This window comes from uncultured Polaribacter sp., from assembly GCF_947501385.1.
Taxonomy (GTDB): domain Bacteria; phylum Bacteroidota; class Bacteroidia; order Flavobacteriales; family Flavobacteriaceae; genus Polaribacter.
The window spans coordinates 147720-169320 of sequence record NZ_CANMVP010000007.1 but is presented as its reverse complement, the minus strand read 5'-3'; the positions used below and the strand labels follow the sequence as shown (position 1 = coordinate 169320).

Below are 21601 nucleotides of genomic sequence, written 5' to 3'. Positions count from 1 at the left end.
GTAGTACCGTTGTAAACCAAAGTGGTTAAGGTTTCATTAGCTGCAACAAGTGCATTTAAATTGGTTAATACATCTTGTATGGTTACATTATTGTCATTGGTTCCGTCACCATCGATGTCTACTGTACCGTCTGTTACAGATACATTGTTGGCAACTGCTGTGGTGTTGATGGTGTTTACCGTTCCTGCTTCATCGGTATAAGTCATCGTTCCGTTTCCATTGTCTACCAAAGTAGTTAAGGTTTCTGTACCGTCGATAATTGCGCCCAAATTAATTGCAATAGGTGTTCCCTCTTCATCGGTATAAGTTAAGATCTCTGTAGTACCGTTGTAAACCAAAGTGGTTAAGGTTTCATTGCCGGCAACAATAGCTGCCAAGGCTACAGTTGCTGTATTTCCATTTTCTAATGTGATGCTTAAATCAGTACCTACAATACTAAAGTCTGTAATTGTTTGGTTATCTGTGTTTACGCCTGCAGCAATAGATGCTAGTGTTGCGCTTACAGTTCCCCCTGCAGAATCTGTAATTACTAAATCGCCTCCTGAAATTGCAAAAGTTGCATTGGTGGTATTGGTATCTACACCAGTAGCAATGTCTGATAGTGCAATAGCTGTTGTATTTCCTTCTGAATCTGTAATTACTAAGTTGCTTCCTATGACAGAAATTGTAGCATTTGTTGTATTTGTGTCAACACCTGCATTAATAGCCGATAATGGCACTGTTGCGGTGTTTCCATCTTCTAAAGTGATGCTTAAGTTTGCTCCTATGATACTAAAATTAGTTACTGTTTGATTGTCGGTATTTACTCCTGCTCCAATAGCAGATAAAGGGATTGATCTTACACCACCACCATCAGTAATTTCTAAATTTGTTCCGTTAATTCTAAAATTTGTAATCCATTCGTTTCCAATAACACTATCTGCATCGTTTACATCTAAATTATCTACATATTGCTTTGTAACTGCATCTGAAGCATTTGTTGGTGTATTTAAATTTGTGATTGTATTACCGTTCATATCTAAATTTCCTGTCATTGTATCTCCAGTAACATTCACAAATCTTCCATCATAAAGAGCAGCGTCAACAGGGTTAATAGCTATCCAAGTTCCTGCTCCACTACTTTCATAAACAAAAGTTTTACCAATATCAGAAGCTGTCCCAGTAGTTGAGTTCACAATATAAATATCTCCTTCCGTAGGTGCTGGGACTTCAGTTGGACTAATAAGTGATGGGTCTGATGTAGGACCTGTAAATACTCCTCCAGGACTCACTACAACATTACCAGATGCGTCTGGTAATGAACCATTTACACTTGCTACTCGCAATTGAGTAATCCAATCTGTACCATTCCAAAAAATACCAGTATTCGCTGCAGCTCCATCAACAAACATGGGTAGGCTTATTTTTTTTGATAAGTCTACACCCGTTCCGTTGGTAATATTTAATGTGGTTGCTGTTAATGTTAAATTTTGATTATCTGTATTCACCCCTGCAGCAATGTCTGATAGTGGAATAGCTGTTGTATTTCCTTCTGAATCTGTAAGTACCAAATCGGTCCCTAAAACTGCAATTGTAGCATTTGTTGTATTTGTGTCTACTCCTGCAGCAATTGCTGATAAAGGGACTGTTGCTGTATTTCCATCTTCTAAAGTGATGCTCAAGTCGCTTCCAATGATGCTAAAATTAGTTACCGTTTGATTATCTGTATCAACGCCTGCAGCAATAGATGCTAGTGTTGCGCTTACAGTTCCTCCTGCAGAATCTGTAATTACTAAATCGCTTCCTGAAATTGCAAAAGTTACATTTGTGGTATTCGTATCTACACCAGCAGCAATGTCTGATAGTGGAATAGCTGTTGTATTTCCTTCTGAATCTGTAATTACTAAATTGGTTCCTATAACGGTAATGGTAGCATTTGTTACATTGGTATCTACTCCTGCAGCAATATCTGATAATGCAATAGTAGCTGTATCTCCTTCTGAATCTGTAATTACTAAATTGGTTCCTATAATTGAAATTATAGAGTTTGTGGTTCTATTATCTATTAAGTTTAATGTTTTAGAAACACCTTTCTCATCTTGATAAGTTAAGACATTCGAAGTGGCATTGTAAGATAATACTGTTAATGTTTCGTTGGCTGCCGTTATATTGCTAATGTTGTTTAAAACATCTTGTACTGTTACATTGTTGTCGTTAATTCCATCACCATCAATATCTACGGTGCCGTCTGTAACCAAAACATTGTTGGCAATAGTAGTTGTGTTGATGGTAAAGATATTGCCATCTGAATCGGTATAAGTCATCGTACCATCTCCATTGTCTACAATGCTAGCGGCAGTTCCTGACCCGTTGATAATGGTTCCTAAATCGATTGGGGTGGCATTTCCATCTTCATCTGTATAGGTTAACACTTCTGTAGTGCCATTATAAACCAATGTGGTTAATGTTTCATTGGCCGCTGTTATATTGCTAATGTTGTTCAGAACATCTTGTACTGTTACATTGTTGTCGTTAATTCCATCACCATCAATATCTACGGTGCCGTCTGTAACCAAAACATTGTTGGCTATAGTAGTTGTGTTGATGGTAAAGATATTGCCATCTGAATCGGTATAGGTCATCGTACCATCTCCATTGTCTACAATGCTAGCGGCAGTTCCTGACCCGTTGATAATGGTTCCTAAATCGATTGGGGTGGCATTTCCATCTTCATCTGTATAGGTTAACACTTCTGTAGTGCCATTATAAACCAATGTGGTTAATGTTTCATTGGCCGCTGTTATATTGCTAATGTTGTTTAAAACATCTTGTACTGATACATTGTTGTCGTTAATTCCATCACCATCAATATCTACGGTGCCGTCTGTAACCAAAACATTGTTGGCTATAGTAGTTGTGTTGATGGTAAAGATATTGCCATCTGAATCGGTATAAGTCATCGTACCATCTCCATTGTCTACAATGCTAGCGGCAGTTCCTGAGCCGTTGATAATGGTTCCTAAATCTATTGGGGTGGCATTTCCATCTTCATCTGTATAGGTTAACACTTCTGTAGTACCATTATAAACCAATGTGGTTAATGTTTCGTTGGCTGCTGTTATATTGTTAATGTTGTTCAAAACATCTTGTACTGTTACATTGTTGTCGTTAATTCCATCACCATCAATATCTACGGTGCCGTCTGTAACCAGAACATTGTTGGCAATAGTAGTTGTGTTGATGGTAAAGATATTGCCATCTGAATCGGTATAAGTCATCGTACCATCTCCATTGTCTACAATGCTAGCGGCAGTTCCTGACCCGTTGATAATGGTTCCTAAATCGATTGGGGTGGCATTTCCATCTTCATCTGTATAGGTTAACACTTCTGTAGTGCCATTATAAACCAATGTGGTTAATGTTTCATTGGCCGCTGTTATATTGTTAATGTTGTTTAAAACATCTTGTACTGTTACATTGTTGTCGTTAATTCCATCACCATCAATATCTACGGTGCCGTCTGTAACCAAAACATTGTTGGCAATAGTAGTTGTGTTGATGGTAAAGATATTGCCATCTGAATCGGTATAGGTCATCGTACCATCTCCATTGTCTACAATGCTAGCGGCAGTTCCTGACCCGTTGATAATGGTTCCTAAATCGATTGGGGTGGCATTTCCATCTTCATCTGTATAGGTTAACACTTCTGTAGTGCCATTATAAACCAATGTGGTTAATGTTTCATTGGCTTCTATAATATTTTCTATATTGTCTATAAATTCTTGGAAGGTTACGTTGTCTGGAACGCCATCTCCATCAATGTCAATATTATTTATAGTGATGGCTCCTACTACTTCAGATAAATCAACAGTATTTGTAGTACCTTCTTCATCTAAATATGTTAATACAATAGCATCATCTGCATTGCCTGCAATACCATCTAATCCGTCTGGTGAAGTACCTACTACTGTTAATGTTTCTTCTCCTTTAACAATATTGGTAATATTATTTATAAATTCTTGAATGGTTACATTGTCTGGAACGCCATCGCCATCTACATCTATGTTGGTTATAAATACATTATCGCCATCTACTGAGGTTGTGATGATATTAGAAATACCGTCTTCACCTTTATAGGTCATGGTACCGTTACCATTGTCTACTAAAGTGGTTAGTGTTTCGTTTGCCTGAACAACATTTTTTATATTGTCTATAAATTCTTGGAAGGTTACGTTGTCTGGAACGCCATCTCCATCAATGTCAATATTATTTATGGTGATGGCTCCTACTACTTCAGATAAATCAACAGTATTTGTGGTACCATCTTCATCTAAATATGTTAATACAGTAGCATCATCTGCATTGCCTGCAATACCATCTAACCCGTCTAGTGAAGTACCTAACACCGTTAAGGTTTCTTCTCCTTTAACAATATTGGTAATATTATTTATAAATTCTTGAATGGTTACATTGTCTGGAACACCATCGCCATCTACATCTACATTGGTTATAAATACATTATCGCCATCTACTGAGGTTGTGATGATATTAGAAATACCGTCTTCACCTTTATAGGTCATGGTACCATTACCATTGTCTACTAATGTGGTTAGTGTTTCGTTTGCTCCAACTAAATCTACTAAACTAATTGTATTAGAGGACCCGTCTTCGTCTTTATAAGTAAGTGTGTTGGCTGTTCCATCATACACCAAAGTAGTTAGTGTTTCATTGCCATCTACTAAGTCTAAAAGATTTATTATATTATTAACACCGCTCTCATCAGTATACGTTAATGTATTTGCCACATTATTATATATTAATGTAGTTACCGTTTGAAGTGCTGTTACGTCTTGCTCAGCAACAAACCGAATCCACCTACTACCACTCCAGTAATAATATCCAGGAAATACATCACTCGCTGTTGCCGTATTGTACACCAATAAACTTTCAACATTGCCATTGGCCATAGTTGTGTTATCTATTGTACCTGTTAGAGTAACTCTAGGAATTAAAACTCCTCTTGAGCTAGACTCAATATCTAACATAGAAGAAGCATTGGGTAATGGTGTACCTACCCCTACTTGTGCATTACTGCTAAATACAACTAAAAATAGTGCTGTAAAGACGAAAAAATTAATGCGTAACTTTTTATTCATTTTTCAATTTATTTAAATTATTTTTTTTGAAAATTATCTTAAGATTGGGGAAAGTCTTATAAGATTTACGAATAGGGGGGTATCGGAGTTTACTGGGTACAAATGTATGTATGATTGAGCATTAACCTAAAAATCATGTAACGAACGTTTCATAAGGAAGCATTTACAAAAATATACAACAACTTGATTGTTAACTATTTGTATTTATTTTTCGCTTTAAAAAATATGAAATTGATGTGTTTCGTGTAATAAACGTTTAAATAAGTGCTAAAAATAGGGGTGTATCTATAGTATAATCTTTGCCAATTAAGTATCTATTAAAAAAATGCACATATCTATTAAAAAACTCTTTATTTTAATACTAAAGACATTTTCTTTATTTACATTACATTATATTTCTAAAAAAAATTTCTAAAAGAAAAGAAATCGATGCCATCTAATGAAAAATCTTACAAACAAGATTAAAAAAAACGCCTCTTGAAATTCTTATCAAATAAATTATATTTCTTATTTTTCTTTGCTTTTGTTTTTACTTGTGGTACCCTGTTATCTCAAAACATTAGAACAATTTCCATTGATAGTAAAGGAGCTTCTAAAGTTTTTAAAAATAGAGCAATGGTTTACGACAGTAATGGTATGCTATGGTATGCGAATCCACAAGGCATTGTAAAAGAAACAGGTACTACCAATTTTTTCTTCCCTTTTGAAAAACTGAATAACCGAGGAATTAAAATTGGAAGAGTTACGAATCTTATTTTAGTAAATAACAATGAACTATGGTTACTAAGTAATTCATCTCACATTTACAGATTTAATATAGACACTCAAAAAGGGAAATGGTTATCTCTTGATTCTATTTACCCAACCAAAATACTTGGAGACCATGATGGAAATGTTTGGATGAACAGCAATTCAAATAGTGTAATTAAGTTTAACACAAATTATACTTCATTTAAAAATATTACGCTACCAGATAAAATATCTTCTAGAAATGAGGAATACATTCCTTTTATCTTTATGGTAAACGGTAAAATAATCATTAGAGGAGCTCATCATTTTTTTTATATGGTTAATGGCACTGCATATAAATTGGAAGATTTGCCATTTATTAGTGGTAATAAAATCATCCAGTTACGTCCCTTTGAAGTTGGATATTTAAGAAATTCTAAATCGTCTGGATTTTATAAGTATAATAATATTATGTATACCATTACGTATAGTAAAACGCTCGATTGCCACTTTGCAGAATTGCCTAAGGTGCTTTCTAGAGATTCCTCTAATATAGCAGACTTAAATAAGGTTAGTTTTACAAAATTAATTCCGAAAGATCATTCTATTAGAAAAAATAGCAGTCTCGATTTATTGAGTATTAAAGGTAATATATTAAATTGTTTTTCATTACAGACCAACACTAAAATACCAGAATTAATACTTGAGAAATCCATAAAATTATCAGGCATTGGAAGTGCTATCGCTTTGGGTGCTGATGAAATAGCTGTTCTCTCTGGAAACGCTATTGATGTGATACAATTAACTAACGATAAGCTCTTTGATGGATTCCTTAATAAAAATCTTAATACCATCGTAAGACCGTTAACAGAAAGTATTGATGGCACCTTATATGTACAAAGTAGACAAGGTTTATACAAAAAAAAAAACAATCAGTTTTATAAAATTTCTGATAGCCTCAATTTAAATACACAAGCATATAATGCACACATAAAAACGTATGATATGGAAATTGATAGCCATTCAAATCTCTGGATGTTTGGATGGGATCAATTATTAAAAATAAACCTAAAAAATTATTCTCATAAATATTATCACTTTAATAAATTATACAGTCAGAACCATTTTTTACTTTTTAAAGATGCGGACGCTTTCAAATTAATCATCCCTTCAGAAAAAGGGCTGTATGAATTTAGTGCGAACACAGAAAAACTTACCTCAAAAAGTAAAATTAACAACAATATCAAATTAACACATGTTGATTTTATTCTTAAAGATGATGCACAAAATTTTTGGCTATCTGGTAGTCATGGTATTCTAAAATTAAATACCAATTATGAAGTGGTTCAAAAATTAGTATTCTCAGCGCTTACCAAAAAACTAAAGAATCAAAAAGTAAAGCGATTGTTTTTAACAGATACCAAACATGAACTTTGGATACTATTAGATAGTAATGATATTCTTAAAGTGAATCTACTAACGGAAACAGTAATAAGTGATGAGTTTTTTAAAACGAACTATTTAAAAATTGCTAATATTCTGCAAGATGCTGATGATATTTGGGTAGCGACTTTTAATGGTCTGTATCATTTTAACATAGCTTCTCCCCAAGAAAAACAACGCTACTCTACTTTAGATGGATTGCCAGATAATGAATTTAATACAAACTCCTTTTTAAAATTAAAAAATGGCACTCTTTTATTTGGTGGAATGAATGGTTTCATTCAATTTAAAAGCAAGGATATTTTAAAGGGAAAAACGTTTTCAAAACTAATGCTTGTTAACAATTGTACAGATCAAGATACCATTGATTTAATAACTGTAAATGAATTTAAACTACCCTATAAAGCAGCTAACATTTGTTTACAATTTGCCACTAATTTAGGTCTTTTTAAGGCCGATAAAATAAACTATTACTACAGGATTTTAGACAGAACAAATCATTGGACAGCATTTAATAATAATGGATTGTTAGAATTACAAGCACTACGTGAAGGAAAACATATACTGGAGGTAAAAGCATCCTATAGAGGTAACGATTCTAATATATTGAGTTATGAAATTTTTGTAAATAAGATATTTTATAAACAATCTTGGTTTATTTTTCTAATAGTAGGGTCTGTATTGGTTTTGTTATATGCTTTCATGCGGCATAAAGAATTTTTAAGGCTCCTAAAATACAACAACCAAAAGAACATAGATCAATTAAAGTTAAAAGTTATTCAAGCTCAAATGAATCCTCATTTTTTATACAATACGATTAATAATTTACAGAATATATTGATACATAAAAAACGTGAAGAAATTGATCTCTATTTTAAAGAATTTACAAATTTAATAAGAAAGACTTTAGATTTAAGCCGACTTAAAAAAGTATCTCTTGAAAAAGAAATTGCATATCTTAATTCTTATTTGATTTTAAATCAGATGCGGTTAAACGATGAATTATCTTTTACTATAAAAGTTAATCCGAATATCGATCCTAAAAATATGTATATTCCAACGTTATTAATACAGCCTCATATTGAAAATGCTATTATACATGGGTTAAAACCTAAGAAAGGCTTGAAAAAACTAGAAATTTCATTTCAATTAACTAACAACAAACTAGAAATAATAGTCTTTGATAATGGTATTGGGCGAAAAGCATCTTTAGCGATACAGCGTAATAGTATTTTAAAAACAAGTTCGTTGTCTTCAAATATTTTTAAAAATTACCTACACATGAACAATACAATTAATAAAGATAGTATTCAGATTAAAATTATAGATTTAACACCAGAAACCCATAACAATTTTGGCACTAAAGTAATCATTAGCACTAAGTTTTTTTCTTCAATGAACATTAAATAATAAGCTATCACAAAAAGAAAGAACCAAAATATATTCAATAGTAATATCTTCTGGTTTAAAAGATACAATCAACGTAGACAGACAGACAGACAGACAGACAGACAGATAGATATATAGATAGATTAAAGTCTTGAATTTTAAATATGTTTATTTTGTTTACTATTTTAACTAAATTAGCAAACAATATTAATGTTATTTCATACATTTACCCATTGTTAAATTAATTATGATCCCCCAACTATTAAATTAGAGATCATGAAATTATCTGCGATTATTATCGATGATGACAACCAAAGTACAAAAGCATTAAGCTATATTCTTAAGAAACATGCTTCAAATACTATTAAAGTTGTTGCTACTTCAGACAATACAAAAGAGGCTGAAGATCTGATTAATCAACTTCAACCAACACTACTATTTCTAGATATACAGCTAGATATAGGTACTTCATTTGATTTATTGCGTAAAATAAAACCATACAATTATATTGTGGTTTTTGTAACCTCTCACAAAGAATTTATACTAGAATCTTTTAACTACAATGCAGTATATTACATTGTAAAACCTATTAATATCAAAGAAGTTACTACTTCGGTAACTCTTGCATATAAACAATATCAGTTACAAAATTTTACAGGCAAGAGTCAAATAAAAAAAATAGAAAGCATAATTCATAATCTTGAGGCTAATGATCATAAAAAATTCTTAGAAATTTATAACAAAACAGCCAAAGAACCTGTAAGTTATATTCGACAAGATTTTATTTTATATTGCGAATCTAAAGAGAATTTTACGCAAGCTTATCTTATTGATGGACGAATTCAGATTTCTGAAAAAAATATAGATTATTACGAAGAAAAGCTATCCAGTAAATACTTCTCTAGAATTCATAAAAACTTTTTAGTGAATTTATCTCAAGTAGAATCGATCATCAAAGAGGATGGAAATTACTGTAAACTACACAGTGGTAAATTATTATCCTTAGCAAAAAATAAAACTTCAGAAATATACCAAAAGATAAACTTAGTTGATTAAAACAGCACAAAAAATGACCAAAGAAACTTTAAGATATTCATTTTAAATAGTTAACCAGAGCCTAAAGTTTTCGCTTATGAAATTATCAGCAATCATTGTAGATGATGAAAATCAAAATATAGACATATTAAATTCCACCCTAGAAGATTATGCCACACATTCAATAGATGTTATTGCTACTTCAAACAATGCAAAAGAAGCGGAAAATATTATCAATGAACTTCAACCTAAAGTATTATTTCTAGATATCAAATTAGATATAGGCACTGCTTTTGATGTACTGCTTAAAATAAAGCCATACGACTATATTGTTGTTTTTGTAACCGCCTATGAAGAATATATTTTGGAATCTTTTAGTTATAATGCAATGTCTTATATTGTAAAACCTATTGGAATCAAAGAGATTGTAACTGCGGTAAATTTGGTACACAGACAATACCAATTGCAAAATTTCACTAACAAAGATCAAGTAGAAAAAATAATTCACAATCTTAATCCCTCTAAAAAAGAGAACGCCTTAAAGTATCTTCCTATTCCAGAAGTAAACAGAATTAATTTGGTTGAATTTGATAAAATTCTATTCTGTAAATCCGACGGGAGATATACTGAAATTCATACGGAAAATGAAGCAATTATTGTCTCTGCAAAAAACTTGGGTGCATATGAAAAAATGCTACCAGAAAAATTATTTTTTAGAATGCATAAAAGTTTTATTGTCAATTTGAATAAAATTATAGAAGTAATAAATGATAGAGGAGGAAGTAGTTGTAAGATGTTAAATGAAGAAAAACTGCCTGTCTCTAAAAGGAAATTCCAAGAATTTTTAAGGCGCTTAGATTTAAATACTTAACTAAAAGAATACATTTTATGACACTAACACTCCACCCCATTGTCATTAAATCTTTTATTTAAAAGGAAAATTAGATATTGTATTGGGAGGTAAGCTTTTGTCAAATTATTTACATATTTAAAATTGAATTTATACAGTAAAAGCAACTTTTTGATTCAGATGCTCCCTTTTAAAAATCTACCAAAACTAATGGCTTCTCTTGTAGATTAGTTTTTAAAATCCAAAAAAATTCCTGCTTTTTTATACTTCTGATAACGTTTATTATAGATTTCTGATTTTGTTTCATCAGGTTTATAAATTTTATCAAAACCATGTCCCATACTAGAAACTGCCGTTGTTACATTTTTATGAACACCAGCAATAACTGAGGCAAACATTGCAGCACCAAGGGCACAGGTTTGTTCTGATGTATTTACTTTTATAGACGTTGAAAGTACGTCTGCCATCATTTGCATCACAAAGCCTGATTTTTTTGCAACACCTCCTAAAGCAATAATGCCATTTATTTGCACACCTTGTTCTATAAAATGATCTATTATTTTTTTTGATCCAAAACATGTAGCTTCTACCAAGCTCCTATAGACTCTTGGTGCATCACTACCCAAATTTAAATTAAAAATCGCTCCTCTTAAGTAAAGATTTGCATTTGGTGTTCTTCTTCCATTAAACCAATCTATGGCTAATTCAGAATTTTCGTCAAAAGGTAATTGGTTTGCTTCTTCACCTAGTTTTTTTAGAATGTTAGTTTCTATTTCTTTAATTAATTGTTGTTTGCTACTTTTATCGATATCTGAATCTAAAATATACTTAATGATAGTTTCCGTAAGTAATTTTTTAAACCAATCATAAACATCTCCAAATGCAGATTGGCCAGCTTCAAAACCAATCATTTCAGGTAGTATAGAACCATCTACTTGACCACTTATTCCTGAAACTACTTTATTATTTATTTTACTTTTTGGAATGACCAGCATATCACAGGTTGACGTGCCCATAACTTTACTCAAGTAACCTGGTTCTATTTGACCACCAACAGCTCCTAAATGGGCATCTAATGCACCTATTCCTATTTTTACATTTTCTGAAAGACCTAGTTTTCCTGCCCATTCAGCACATAAATTTCCTGCTAATTTATCTGTGGTATAAACCTCTGAAAATAAAGGATGTTCTAATGCTGTAAAAACAGCATCTAAACTTGTAAAAAAATCTTTTGGTGGTAAACCTCCATGTTCATCAGCCCACAAAGCTTTATGACCGGCAGCACAAACACTGCGTTTTATTTTTTTATAATCATTTCCTCCTGTTAATAAAAAAGGAAGCCAATCACAATGTTCTACCCAAGAAACACAGGCTTTTCTAACTTTTGTATCCATTCTTAATGCGTGAAGCAATTTTGCCCAAAACCATTCTGAAGAATAAATTCCTCCTGAATATTGTAGGTATTTTGTTTCAAATTTTTCTCCATGTGCATTTATTTCATCAGCTTCTTTTTTAGCAGTATGATCTTTCCAAAGAAAAAACATCGCATTGGGGTTTTCGCTAAACTCATCATGTAAAGCTAATGGAATCCCTTTTTCACAAACTGCAATGGGTGTTGAACCCGTTGTACCTAATGAAAGTGCTTTTATTTGTGCAACTATTTCAGGAGGCGTATTTGCTACAATCGTTTTTATGGTGTACTCCAAACCCTCTAAATAATCTAGTGGGTGTTGACGAAATTGATTTTTAGAGGGGTTGCAATATAATCCCTTTTTCCATCTTGGATATTCATATTCAGCTTCGGTAATAATAGTTCCGTTATTGGCGTTCACAAGAATAGAACGAACAGAAGCAGTGCCATAATCAACTCCAATTACATAAGCTTCGTTGTTTTTCATTGTTTATATATTAAGATTCTAAAATATTAGGTTGAATTTTCTTCTGAATTGCTGCATAAACTGCAACAATCGTTAAACAAAACAAAGGCATATAAAAAGATAAATGAATGCTAGCAGTTGTATCTGAAATTACACCTTGAATAGCGGTAAGAACTGCCCCTCCTAGAATAGCCATGATTAAACCAGAACCTCCAATTTTAGAGTCTTCTCCTAACTTAGCCATCCCTAAACCATAAATAGTTGGGAACATTAACGACATACAGCCAGAAGTTAAAATTAAGGCGATGACCCCAACAATACCACTACTATAAATAACTGTAAATATGCACAATACACCAAACAATGCAGCGTACAATAATAATTTTCTTGGCAAAATATATTTCATTAATGCAGTAAATACAAATCTCGATGCAGAAAACAATACAATAGATGCCAAATAATATACGGAAGATTCGTCTTCATTTTTACCTAATTCTTGCATTACATAACGAATCGTATAAGACCATAGACCGATCTGCGCGCCCATATAAAAAAATTGAGCAACAACAGACCATACATAATTTTTATTTTTTAAAAGTCTTTTTAAAGTGGGTAGAATATCTAAATTTTTAATTTTGTCAGAAGCCGTTGGCATTTTTGTAAACTTCACCAATAACCAAACAAATAATAGGAAAATTGCGACACCAACATACGTTCCCATAATTGAGTTTAATTCTTGAGACTGTATGGCTTTTAAACCATCTGCACTCATAGTTGCACGTTCTTCTGAATCTAATAAATTTAAATTAGAAAGTATAAAAAATTTACTCAAAAGAATACCCGCTATAGAACCTATTGGATTAAAAGATTGTGCTAAATTTAATCTTCTGGTTGCAGTTTCTTCAGAACCCATAGAAATAATATATGGGTTTGCAGCAGTTTCTAAAATTGACAAACCTCCAGCAAGGATAAATAAAGCCAATAAAAAATGACTATAAACCATGGAAATACTGGCAGGATAAAACAATAAAGAACCCAAAATAAAAAGCCCTAGACCAACCAAAACTCCCGTTTTATAAGTATATTTTTTAATAAGAATTGCTGCAGGTAAAGCCAATAAAAAATAAGAGCCGTAGAAAGCCATTTGTATCCATGAGGTTTGAAAATCTGTCATGCTCATAATTCGCTTAAAAGCAGCTAAAAGTGTATCTGTCATATTATTTGCTAAACCCCACAAAAAGAATAAGCTGGTTATTAAAATAAATGGCCATTTATTTCCAGGTGCTATAACTGGAATCCGATTGTTTTTTTCCATGATTTGGCTGTATTTATTTGATTAATTATTGCCTCCGTAAAGAGAACCATACGTTTTACAAGCCCTATAGTCTGAAGTTTCTTTATCCATACCAAAGCCATTCCATGCAGAAGGTCTAAAAATCTTTTCTTCATCAACATTGTGCATACAAACAGGAATACGAAGCATAGCAGCTAATGTGATTAATTGATTGCCGATATGTCCGTAACTAATGGCACCATGATTAGCGCCCCAATTATTCATAACGGAATACACATCTACAAAAGCGCCTTTACCAGTTAATTTTGGTACAAACCAAGTGGTGGGCCACGTTTTATCTGTTCTATCATCTAAAGTTGTATGAACATTTTCAGGTAAATCAATCGTATATCCTTCTGCAATTTGAAGTGTTGGTCCTAAACCTTTTACTAGGTTTAATCGACACATCGTTACTGGCATTTTTCCTTTTGTAAGATAATTAGAAGAATAACCTCCACCTCTAAAATAACCTACATTAGCAGGATACCAAGTTGTTGCATCTAAACAATCTTTTACTTCTTTTTTGTCTATTTCCCAAAATGGTTTCATTATAGGATTGCCATCTTTGGTTTGTTGTCCTGAACCGTCTAAAGTTGCAGAACCCGAATTTATCAAGTGTATAAATCCGTTAGAAGCATCTTCTTCTGCTTCCCAACCTGTAACTCTTTTAACGGCATCTGGGCTCCAATAAGTTCTTACATCTGCGAAAATTTGAGCAGTATTTGTCAGTAAATAATTAAAAAGCATGGAAACTCCGTTAAGCGCATCGTTTTCTGTTGCCACCATATAAGGTGGTCTTATACCATTCCAATCAAATGATGAGTTTAAAATAGCTTCAGCAAAATCACCATTTGGTAAAAAATCTGTCCATTGTCTTTGCCCTTGAAAACCCGAAACAATTGCATCATGCCCCATCGCTTCTTCACCATACCCCATGTCTTTTAGTTTTGGATTTCCTTTCATCAAATCACGAATAATTAATGTCATTTTTACAACAAACTCCCAGTCTTCATCTTTTTGATTTCTTGAGCGTTGTATTTTTTCATCATTAAAATCTTGTCCTTCTTTACAGTTTTCTTTGGTCCATTTTAGCGCTTTTTCAAACTCATCTTTATCATAAATATCGTTTTGAATTCTTCTTAAGACTTCAGATGAATCTACATATTCATTTCGCATCCCAAGAAAATCTTGAAAAAAATCTGGATGTATCATCGATCCAGCAATTCCCATAGATACACTTCCAATAGCCAAATAACTTCTGTTTTTCATTAATGCTACTGCCAAGCCAGCCTTAGCGAAAGTCAACAATTTATTTTTTACATCAGCAGTTATTTCTGTATCGTTCAAATCCTGTACATTTTCACCATAAATACCAAAGGCAGGCAATCCTTTTTGATTGTGAGCAGCCAATGTTGCAGCCAGGTATACTGCGCCTGGGCGTTCTGTTCCGTTAAAACCCCAAATAGCTTTTGGTAGCATAGGATCCATATCCATTGTTTCTGTACCATAACACCAACAAGGGGTTACGGATAAAGACACCCCTACATTATTTTCTGAAAATAGCGTTTGGCAAGTTACTGCTTCTTTTACACCACCAATACAAAAATTTGGTATGATGCATGCTACAGGAGAACCATCAGGATATTTTAATTCTTTTTCAAACAATTTGGCTACATTTTTAGCCATATTCATGGTAGTCGTTTCCAATGATTCTCTTACACCTCCTAATCTTCCATCTATAATTGGACGGATTCCTATTTTTGGATATTTCATCTGTTTATTTTTATTGTTTTTAATAGGTCAGATGTAATTCGCCATTAATCATCTTGGTGGGTATCAAGATTTGTTATGGCTCATTTCATATATTCTGTTTTATAATGCGTTGTTTATTTCTTCTAATGCTACTCCTAGCACCCTCTTTGAAATTGAATTTAACTGCTCTAATTTCCCCATAAAATGAAACACAGTGTGATTATGTGTTAGTTTTTCATTTGGTTTTAAAAATGCTGCAGGAGATACACTTTCTATTTCATAAAAAGGCCCCATTTGGGAACCGTCATCTAGAGGTCCATCATTATATGCGTTGATGGCATCGCCAACAAAAGGGTTTCCTTCTAATTTCCATTCTTGATTTAAGTAGGTAGCATTAGCATCTACATCAAACAAAGTAATTGTTAAAATTTTATTGATACCATCATAACTTCCCGCAATATTGTTTGCTCTTTTTGGGCCAATACCTAGTTTACCACGAGATTTCCCATCTGCTTTAAAATATAACGTTCCGTTATTTGTAGTAACACGATTTTCTGGAATTTGACCAAAATAATCCGTTGTTGCTATCTTACCTTCTGCATCTGTATTGTATGGTACTACAACTGTTGTTTTTTCTGATGGAGGAAACATGTCTAATATCCAAATACAAGGTGCGCCAGTGGTTTCTGTCCAAGCAAAATTTCCGTTATTTTCTATGGAGTTTTTAGTTTTATAACCTACAACTTTTAAGTTTTCTGAACTAATTTTCAAAATCTTTTCAATTTCATTTTCCGCTAAAATTAAAATTTCTCTTTCTACATTCATATTAAAATCAACATTTGAATAATTTTTTAGTCGCATTTTTTTGGTAAGTAAAATTGAATTTCCATTCACCCGTATTACGTCCCAAGATTCATTGTCTATAGGTGCAGGTGTTTTCCAATTATCAAATATCATTGCTGTTTTTGGTTCAAAAAAAAGCGAAAAAACACCTCCTTCTGGGCCTAACCAAAATCTATTTTCACCACCATAAGCGTTCATGTGTTTGTTTTGTTTACCAAAAGCTTTGTAATTAATCCATCCCAAACTTTTACCTTCATTTCCATCTGCAGTAGAAGTGAATACTTTCGCTTGAAATTTGGGAGAAACAATAACCTTTGCAGCTCCACTTTTTAAGATGACAAGCTTTTTATCGTGCTTTTTTAAAAAGGCTGCGTCGTACCCAAAAGTGCCTTTGTTATTCGATTCTATTTCCATATTATTTTTTGTTTTATTCTCTTTTTTACAAGCAATAATTAGAATGAGAACAATTATAAAAACTAAATTTTTCTTCATAAGTATTTTGATTTATTATTAAGATTATTTTTTATGCTGGTATTTGAAATAAAAAATAATAACTTCTTTTATAGAAATCAGTAAAGGAATATAAATTTATCAAAAGACACTATTTAATCGTTTAAGTAAATTTTTAAAAAAATGCTAAATTATTTATCAAATCTATCACTTAAACGTTTAAGTAACAAATAAATTTTTGCTTTTTTATAAAACAAAACAAATTTTGACAGTAAATTATAATTATTTACAAGAATCTTTTTCTACCAAAATAGCCTTTAAATTAAGTTTAGAATATTTTTTTTCTGGCGTATTTATTTGGTTAACTAAAATATCTATGGCCTGTTTTCCTATTTTTAAAAGTGGTTGTTTAATATGGGTTATGGGGCAATAATAAAAATCGAAAGCTTCTGCAGCATCAAAAACAACAACAGAAATATCATTTGGTACTTTGAGGTTTAGTTTATCAATAGTTTTTAATCCATGAATTGCTAAGGTATTCGTGGTAAAAAAAATGGCGGTAACTGGTTTTGGGGCACTTAAAAGTTCTCTTACTTTAATATACACATCTTCTATTAAATTGGAGAACGCTACTTTTTTAATTCTATTATTGTCTACCTTAATGCCCTTCGCCTCTAATGCTTCAGAATATCCTCTAATTCTTTCTTTCATGTGGTGTAAATCACTTGAGTAGGCAATCAATCCAATATCACTGTTCCCCGTATCAAGAAGTCTGTTGGTAACGTCAAAAGCAGCTTTGTAATTATTTATAGTAACGTAATTGCTCTCAATTTCAGGGAAATGTCTGTCAATTAGAACAAATGGAATATTTTGTTTTTTTAAGTTTATAATTTGTTCTTGAGAACCTTCTGTAGGCGCAATGATAAATCCATCTACTTGACGATTTACTAAAAGGTTGATTAAGTCTGATGATTTTGTAGCATTTTCATCAGAGCTTCCAAATACAACTGTATAATTATGTTTTTTGGCTTCGTCTTCTATAATTCTAGCAATATTGGCAAAAAAAGGATTAGAGATATCTGCAACAATCAATCCAATAATGTAAGATTTTCCACTTCTAAGACTTTGGGCAATTTGGTTTGGACGATAATTAAGTTCTGCCGCAATTTTTTTTACTTTTTCAGAGACTTCATACCCAATTCCACTATTCTCACCTTTAGTGAGCACATAAGAAACTGTTGCAATTGAAACTTGCGCTCTCTTTGCAATATCTTTTAAAGAAACTTTTTTATTCATGTCCAAATATAGTTATTTAAAAAAATAAGAAATCACTTGACTAATACTTTACATTAAAAAAAGTTTGTAAAATCAATTTTTATAAAAGTTTAAAACTTTTATAAAAAACAATATTACTGAGTAATATCATATAAAATATGGCTAAAAATACAGAATTATGTAATTTCAACAGCTAAAAAATAATAAAATCATTTATTTAAACGATTAAGTATTGCATATTTAATATTTTAATACTACGTTTGTAATAAATAAGTTTAAATCTTTGACTCACTACTTAAACGTTTAAGTAAAATATTTTAGAAGTATGAAACATAAATTTAAAGTGAATGGTACTTATCTTTTTATGAATTACCATTGTAAAAAAATATTTTTTTTAACTCTTGTCTTTTTACTTTCTTTTGGATCGGTATATTCATCTCATAAGGCATTAGTACCTGTATTCGCAAAAGCAGATAAACAAAAAACCATTGTGGGAACTGTAAAAGATACAAACAGCAAGCCAATTCCTGGAGTAGCTATATTCGTAAAAGGTACCTCTACAAGTACAATATCTGATATTGATGGAAAGTTTAGTATTGTTGCCAGTGGTGATGATACACTTATGTTTCACTATCTAGGTTTAAAAACAGAAGAGGTTCTTATTCAAAATCAAACACTTATAAATGTAACTATGGTTGAAGATGTGCAAGGTCTTGATGAAATAGTAGTTGTTGGATATGGACAAAGAAAAAAAGCCACACTAACGGGTTCTATTTCTACAATTGATGGTGATGACATATCTGAAGCACCTGTAGGTAATGTGACTTCTGCTTTGGCAGGACAAGTAGCTGGTTTAAAAGTTGTAAATAGAAGCGGACAACCAGGTAGTGATGGTTCTTTATTAAACATAAGAGGTTTTGGTGCTCCATTAATTCTGGTAGATGGTTTGCCACAAGATTTTGGTTATTTAGACCCAAATGAAATTGAAAGCATTAGTGTTCTAAAAGATGCCTCTAGTTCTATCTATGGGGCAAGAGCTGGTAACGGAGTAATTTTAGTGACTACAAAAAGAGGTAAAGAAGGAAAACCTATATTTAACTTCAATTATGCTACTAGTATTTCTGCTCCTACAAAAATTGTTGATTTAGCGAACGCAACTCTATATGCACAACTTGTAAATGAGGCAGACATAGCCGATGGTAATACCCCTACTTTTTCTGATGAAGAGGTAGCAAAATTTAAAACGGGAACAGATCCTAGATATCCTAATACCAATTGGTGGGATGAAACTTTTAGTGATTGGGCACCAATGACAGATTATAATCTAAATGTTAGAGGGGGTGCAAAATCTGTGAATTATTTTCTTTCTCTTGGCTATTTGAATCAGGAAAGTATGTTGAGATCTAATGACATAAAGTTTGAGCGATTCAGTTTTAGATCCAATATAGATGTTGATGTTTCAGAAAATTTTAAAATTGGTCTTGATATTAGTGGTAGAAAAGAATACAGAAATGAACCCGGAAGAGGTATCGGAGTTATTATGACTGCTGTTCAGGCTGCAAAACCAACAAAACCTGCATATTATCCAGATCTTACAAAACCAACATACCCAGGTTTTGACGCAGATTGGGCAAACCCACTACCTATTTCAGACAAAGATTTTTCTGGTTATGTAGACAATCAATTTCAATCTATTAGAGGTACTTTAGATCTAACCTATGATTTTAAAGACTTCGTAGAAGGTTTAACCGCAGAAGTGAAAGTAGACTATAGAATGAATGATGCTTTTATAAAAAATTGGAGAACACCTTTTGATTATAATGAATATGATTATGACAATGATACCTATACTGTTGCTACAATTTTTAACGGTGGTAGAACTAGTTTAAATCAAACGTATAACAAAGATTGGCTAGCGTATGGTTATTTTAAGTTAGCATATAATAAATCTTATAAAGAGCATAGCTTCTCTGGTAAATATTTAACAGAAGCACAGGCATCTAGAGGTGATGATTTTAATGCCTATAGAGAAGGATTCATTACGCAAGAAATAGATCAGTTATTTGCAGGTAGTGATGAAAATAAAGATAATAATGGAAGTGCCAGTGAAGATGGTAGAATGTCTCATTTGGCAACCCTTGGCTATAATTACAAAGAAAAATACTTTGCAGATTTGATCTTTCGATATGATGGTTCTGTTCGTTTTAAAGAAGGTTATAGATGGGGTTTTTTTCCTGGAGTTACTGTAGGATGGCGTTTAAGCGAAGAAAGTTTTATAAAAAATAACTTTAAAAACATAGACAACCTAAAATTGAGAATGAGTTACGGACAGGCTGGAGATGAAGGAAGCGTTCAATTTAATTATCTTACGGGTTATAATTTTGGTAGATCTTACATATTTGACAGTAGTGAAGAAATTGCAAGAGGACTTGCATCTCGGGGTTTAGCGAACCCTTTTGCTAGTTGGGCAGAAACAGAAACCTACAATATTGGTTTAGATGGATCTCTTTATAACAGACTTTTATTTTTTGAAACAAATGTTTTCTATCGTAAAAAATCTGGTATTTTGGCTACTCGTGTTTTTGCGACTCCCAGTACTTTTGGAGGAGATCTTCCCCAAGAAAACTTAAATAGTCAAGATAATAGAGGTTTTGAAGTAGAATTAGGCCATACGAACAGGGTAACTGATGATTTTAAATACAGTGTTAAAGGAAATTTTTCGTGGTCTCGTGCAAAATGGATTCATTTTGAAGAAGCAGAATTTACCACAGAGGCAGAAAGAGCGCGAAGACAACTAAGTGGACAATGGACAAACATTGCATGGGGTTTTGAATCTGATGGCTTGTTTTCTTCTCAAGAGGAAATTGATAATTGGGCAGATATTACAAATGGTGGAAATAACAACGTTATTAAACCTGGCGATATCAAATACATAGATCAAAATGATGATGGTGTTATCAATTGGGAAGATGAAGTTGAAATAGGTAAAAGTACGTTGCCTGAAATTTTTTACGGGCTAAATTTAGACTTCACCTATAAAGATTTTAGTTTAAATGTTTTATTTCAAGGAGCCACAAATTATTCTGTTTTTTATAGCAACCAATTCACTGCTCCTTTTGGCGTAAATTTTGTGCCATTTGCTTTTTGGGAAGACAGATGGACAGAAGAAAACCCAGATCCAAATAACAGTTTACCAAGGGTGCGTTATGGCGCTTCTGGAACGCACCCTAACGGAAATAGTTCTACTTTTTGGACTATAAAAAACGCATATTATGTTCGTTTAAGAAACCTTCAGTTAAATTATAATATCCCTAATAATGTAACAGAAAAATTAGGCTTAAAAGATTTAAGAATCTATTTACAAGGTTTTAATTTAGCAACATTTACAAACGTAAGACATAGAGATCCAGAGTCAGACAATACTGCTGGAAGAAACTATCCACAACAAACAAGTCTTAGTTTAGGTCTCAATTTAAAATTTTAAAATTAT

9 protein-coding genes and 1 pseudogene are annotated in these 21601 nt (G+C 32.3%); 4 read left to right on the top strand and 6 right to left on the bottom strand.

From position 1 onward, the window contains the following. Positions 1–5135, bottom strand: a pseudogene (locus Q0998_RS06715) (hypothetical protein); the annotation flags it as partial. Positions 5136–5612: 477 nt separating this feature from the next. Between Q0998_RS06715 and Q0998_RS06710 the strand changes: the two are divergent. The 3 genes from Q0998_RS06710 (at position 5613) to Q0998_RS06700 (ending at position 10602) form a co-directional block, all read left to right on the top strand. After that, a complete protein-coding gene (locus Q0998_RS06710; RefSeq protein ID WP_299667945.1) occupies positions 5613–8717 on the top strand; it encodes a histidine kinase in 3105 nt (1034 codons plus the stop codon). A 255-nt stretch (positions 8718–8972) separates the two neighbouring features. After that, positions 8973–9752 carry a LytTR family DNA-binding domain-containing protein gene (locus Q0998_RS06705; RefSeq protein ID WP_299667942.1) on the top strand — a complete coding sequence of 260 codons (780 nt, stop codon included), beginning with the start codon at positions 8973–8975 and terminating at the stop codon, positions 9750–9752. Positions 9753–9828: 76 nt separating this feature from the next. Then, positions 9829–10602 carry a LytTR family DNA-binding domain-containing protein gene (locus Q0998_RS06700; RefSeq protein WP_299667939.1) on the top strand — a complete coding sequence of 258 codons (774 nt, stop codon included), beginning with the start codon at positions 9829–9831 and terminating at the stop codon, positions 10600–10602. Between the two features lie 206 nt (positions 10603–10808). Here the strand turns inward: Q0998_RS06700 and Q0998_RS06695 are convergent, their stop codons facing one another. The 5 genes from Q0998_RS06695 to Q0998_RS06675 form a co-directional block, all read right to left on the bottom strand. Beyond that, positions 10809–12479 (bottom strand): ribulokinase, encoded by a 1671-nt coding sequence (locus Q0998_RS06695; RefSeq protein WP_299667937.1) that lies wholly within the window; start codon positions 12477–12479, stop codon positions 10809–10811. Between the two features lie 10 nt (positions 12480–12489). Beyond that, complete coding sequence (fucP, locus tag Q0998_RS06690; RefSeq protein ID WP_299667935.1) at positions 12490–13773, bottom strand: L-fucose:H+ symporter permease; 1284 nt, start codon at positions 13771–13773, stop codon at positions 12490–12492. 21 nt (positions 13774–13794) lie between these two features. Then, a complete protein-coding gene (locus Q0998_RS06685) occupies positions 13795–15564 on the bottom strand; it encodes an L-fucose isomerase (protein WP_299667933.1) in 1770 nt (589 codons plus the stop codon). A 99-nt stretch (positions 15565–15663) separates the two neighbouring features. Beyond that, the gene (locus Q0998_RS06680; protein ID WP_299667931.1) at positions 15664–16878 is read right to left on the bottom strand and encodes a DUF6786 family protein; all 1215 of its coding nucleotides are present in this window, start codon (positions 16876–16878) and stop codon (positions 15664–15666) included. 240 nt (positions 16879–17118) lie between these two features. Further along, positions 17119–18132 (bottom strand): substrate-binding domain-containing protein, encoded by a 1014-nt coding sequence (locus tag Q0998_RS06675; protein ID WP_299667928.1) that lies wholly within the window; start codon positions 18130–18132, stop codon positions 17119–17121. A 304-nt stretch (positions 18133–18436) separates the two neighbouring features. Between Q0998_RS06675 and Q0998_RS06670 the strand changes: the two genes are divergently transcribed. Further along, positions 18437–21595 (top strand): TonB-dependent receptor, encoded by a 3159-nt coding sequence (locus Q0998_RS06670; protein ID WP_299667925.1) that lies wholly within the window; start codon positions 18437–18439, stop codon positions 21593–21595. The last annotated feature ends 6 nt before the right edge of the window (positions 21596–21601 follow it).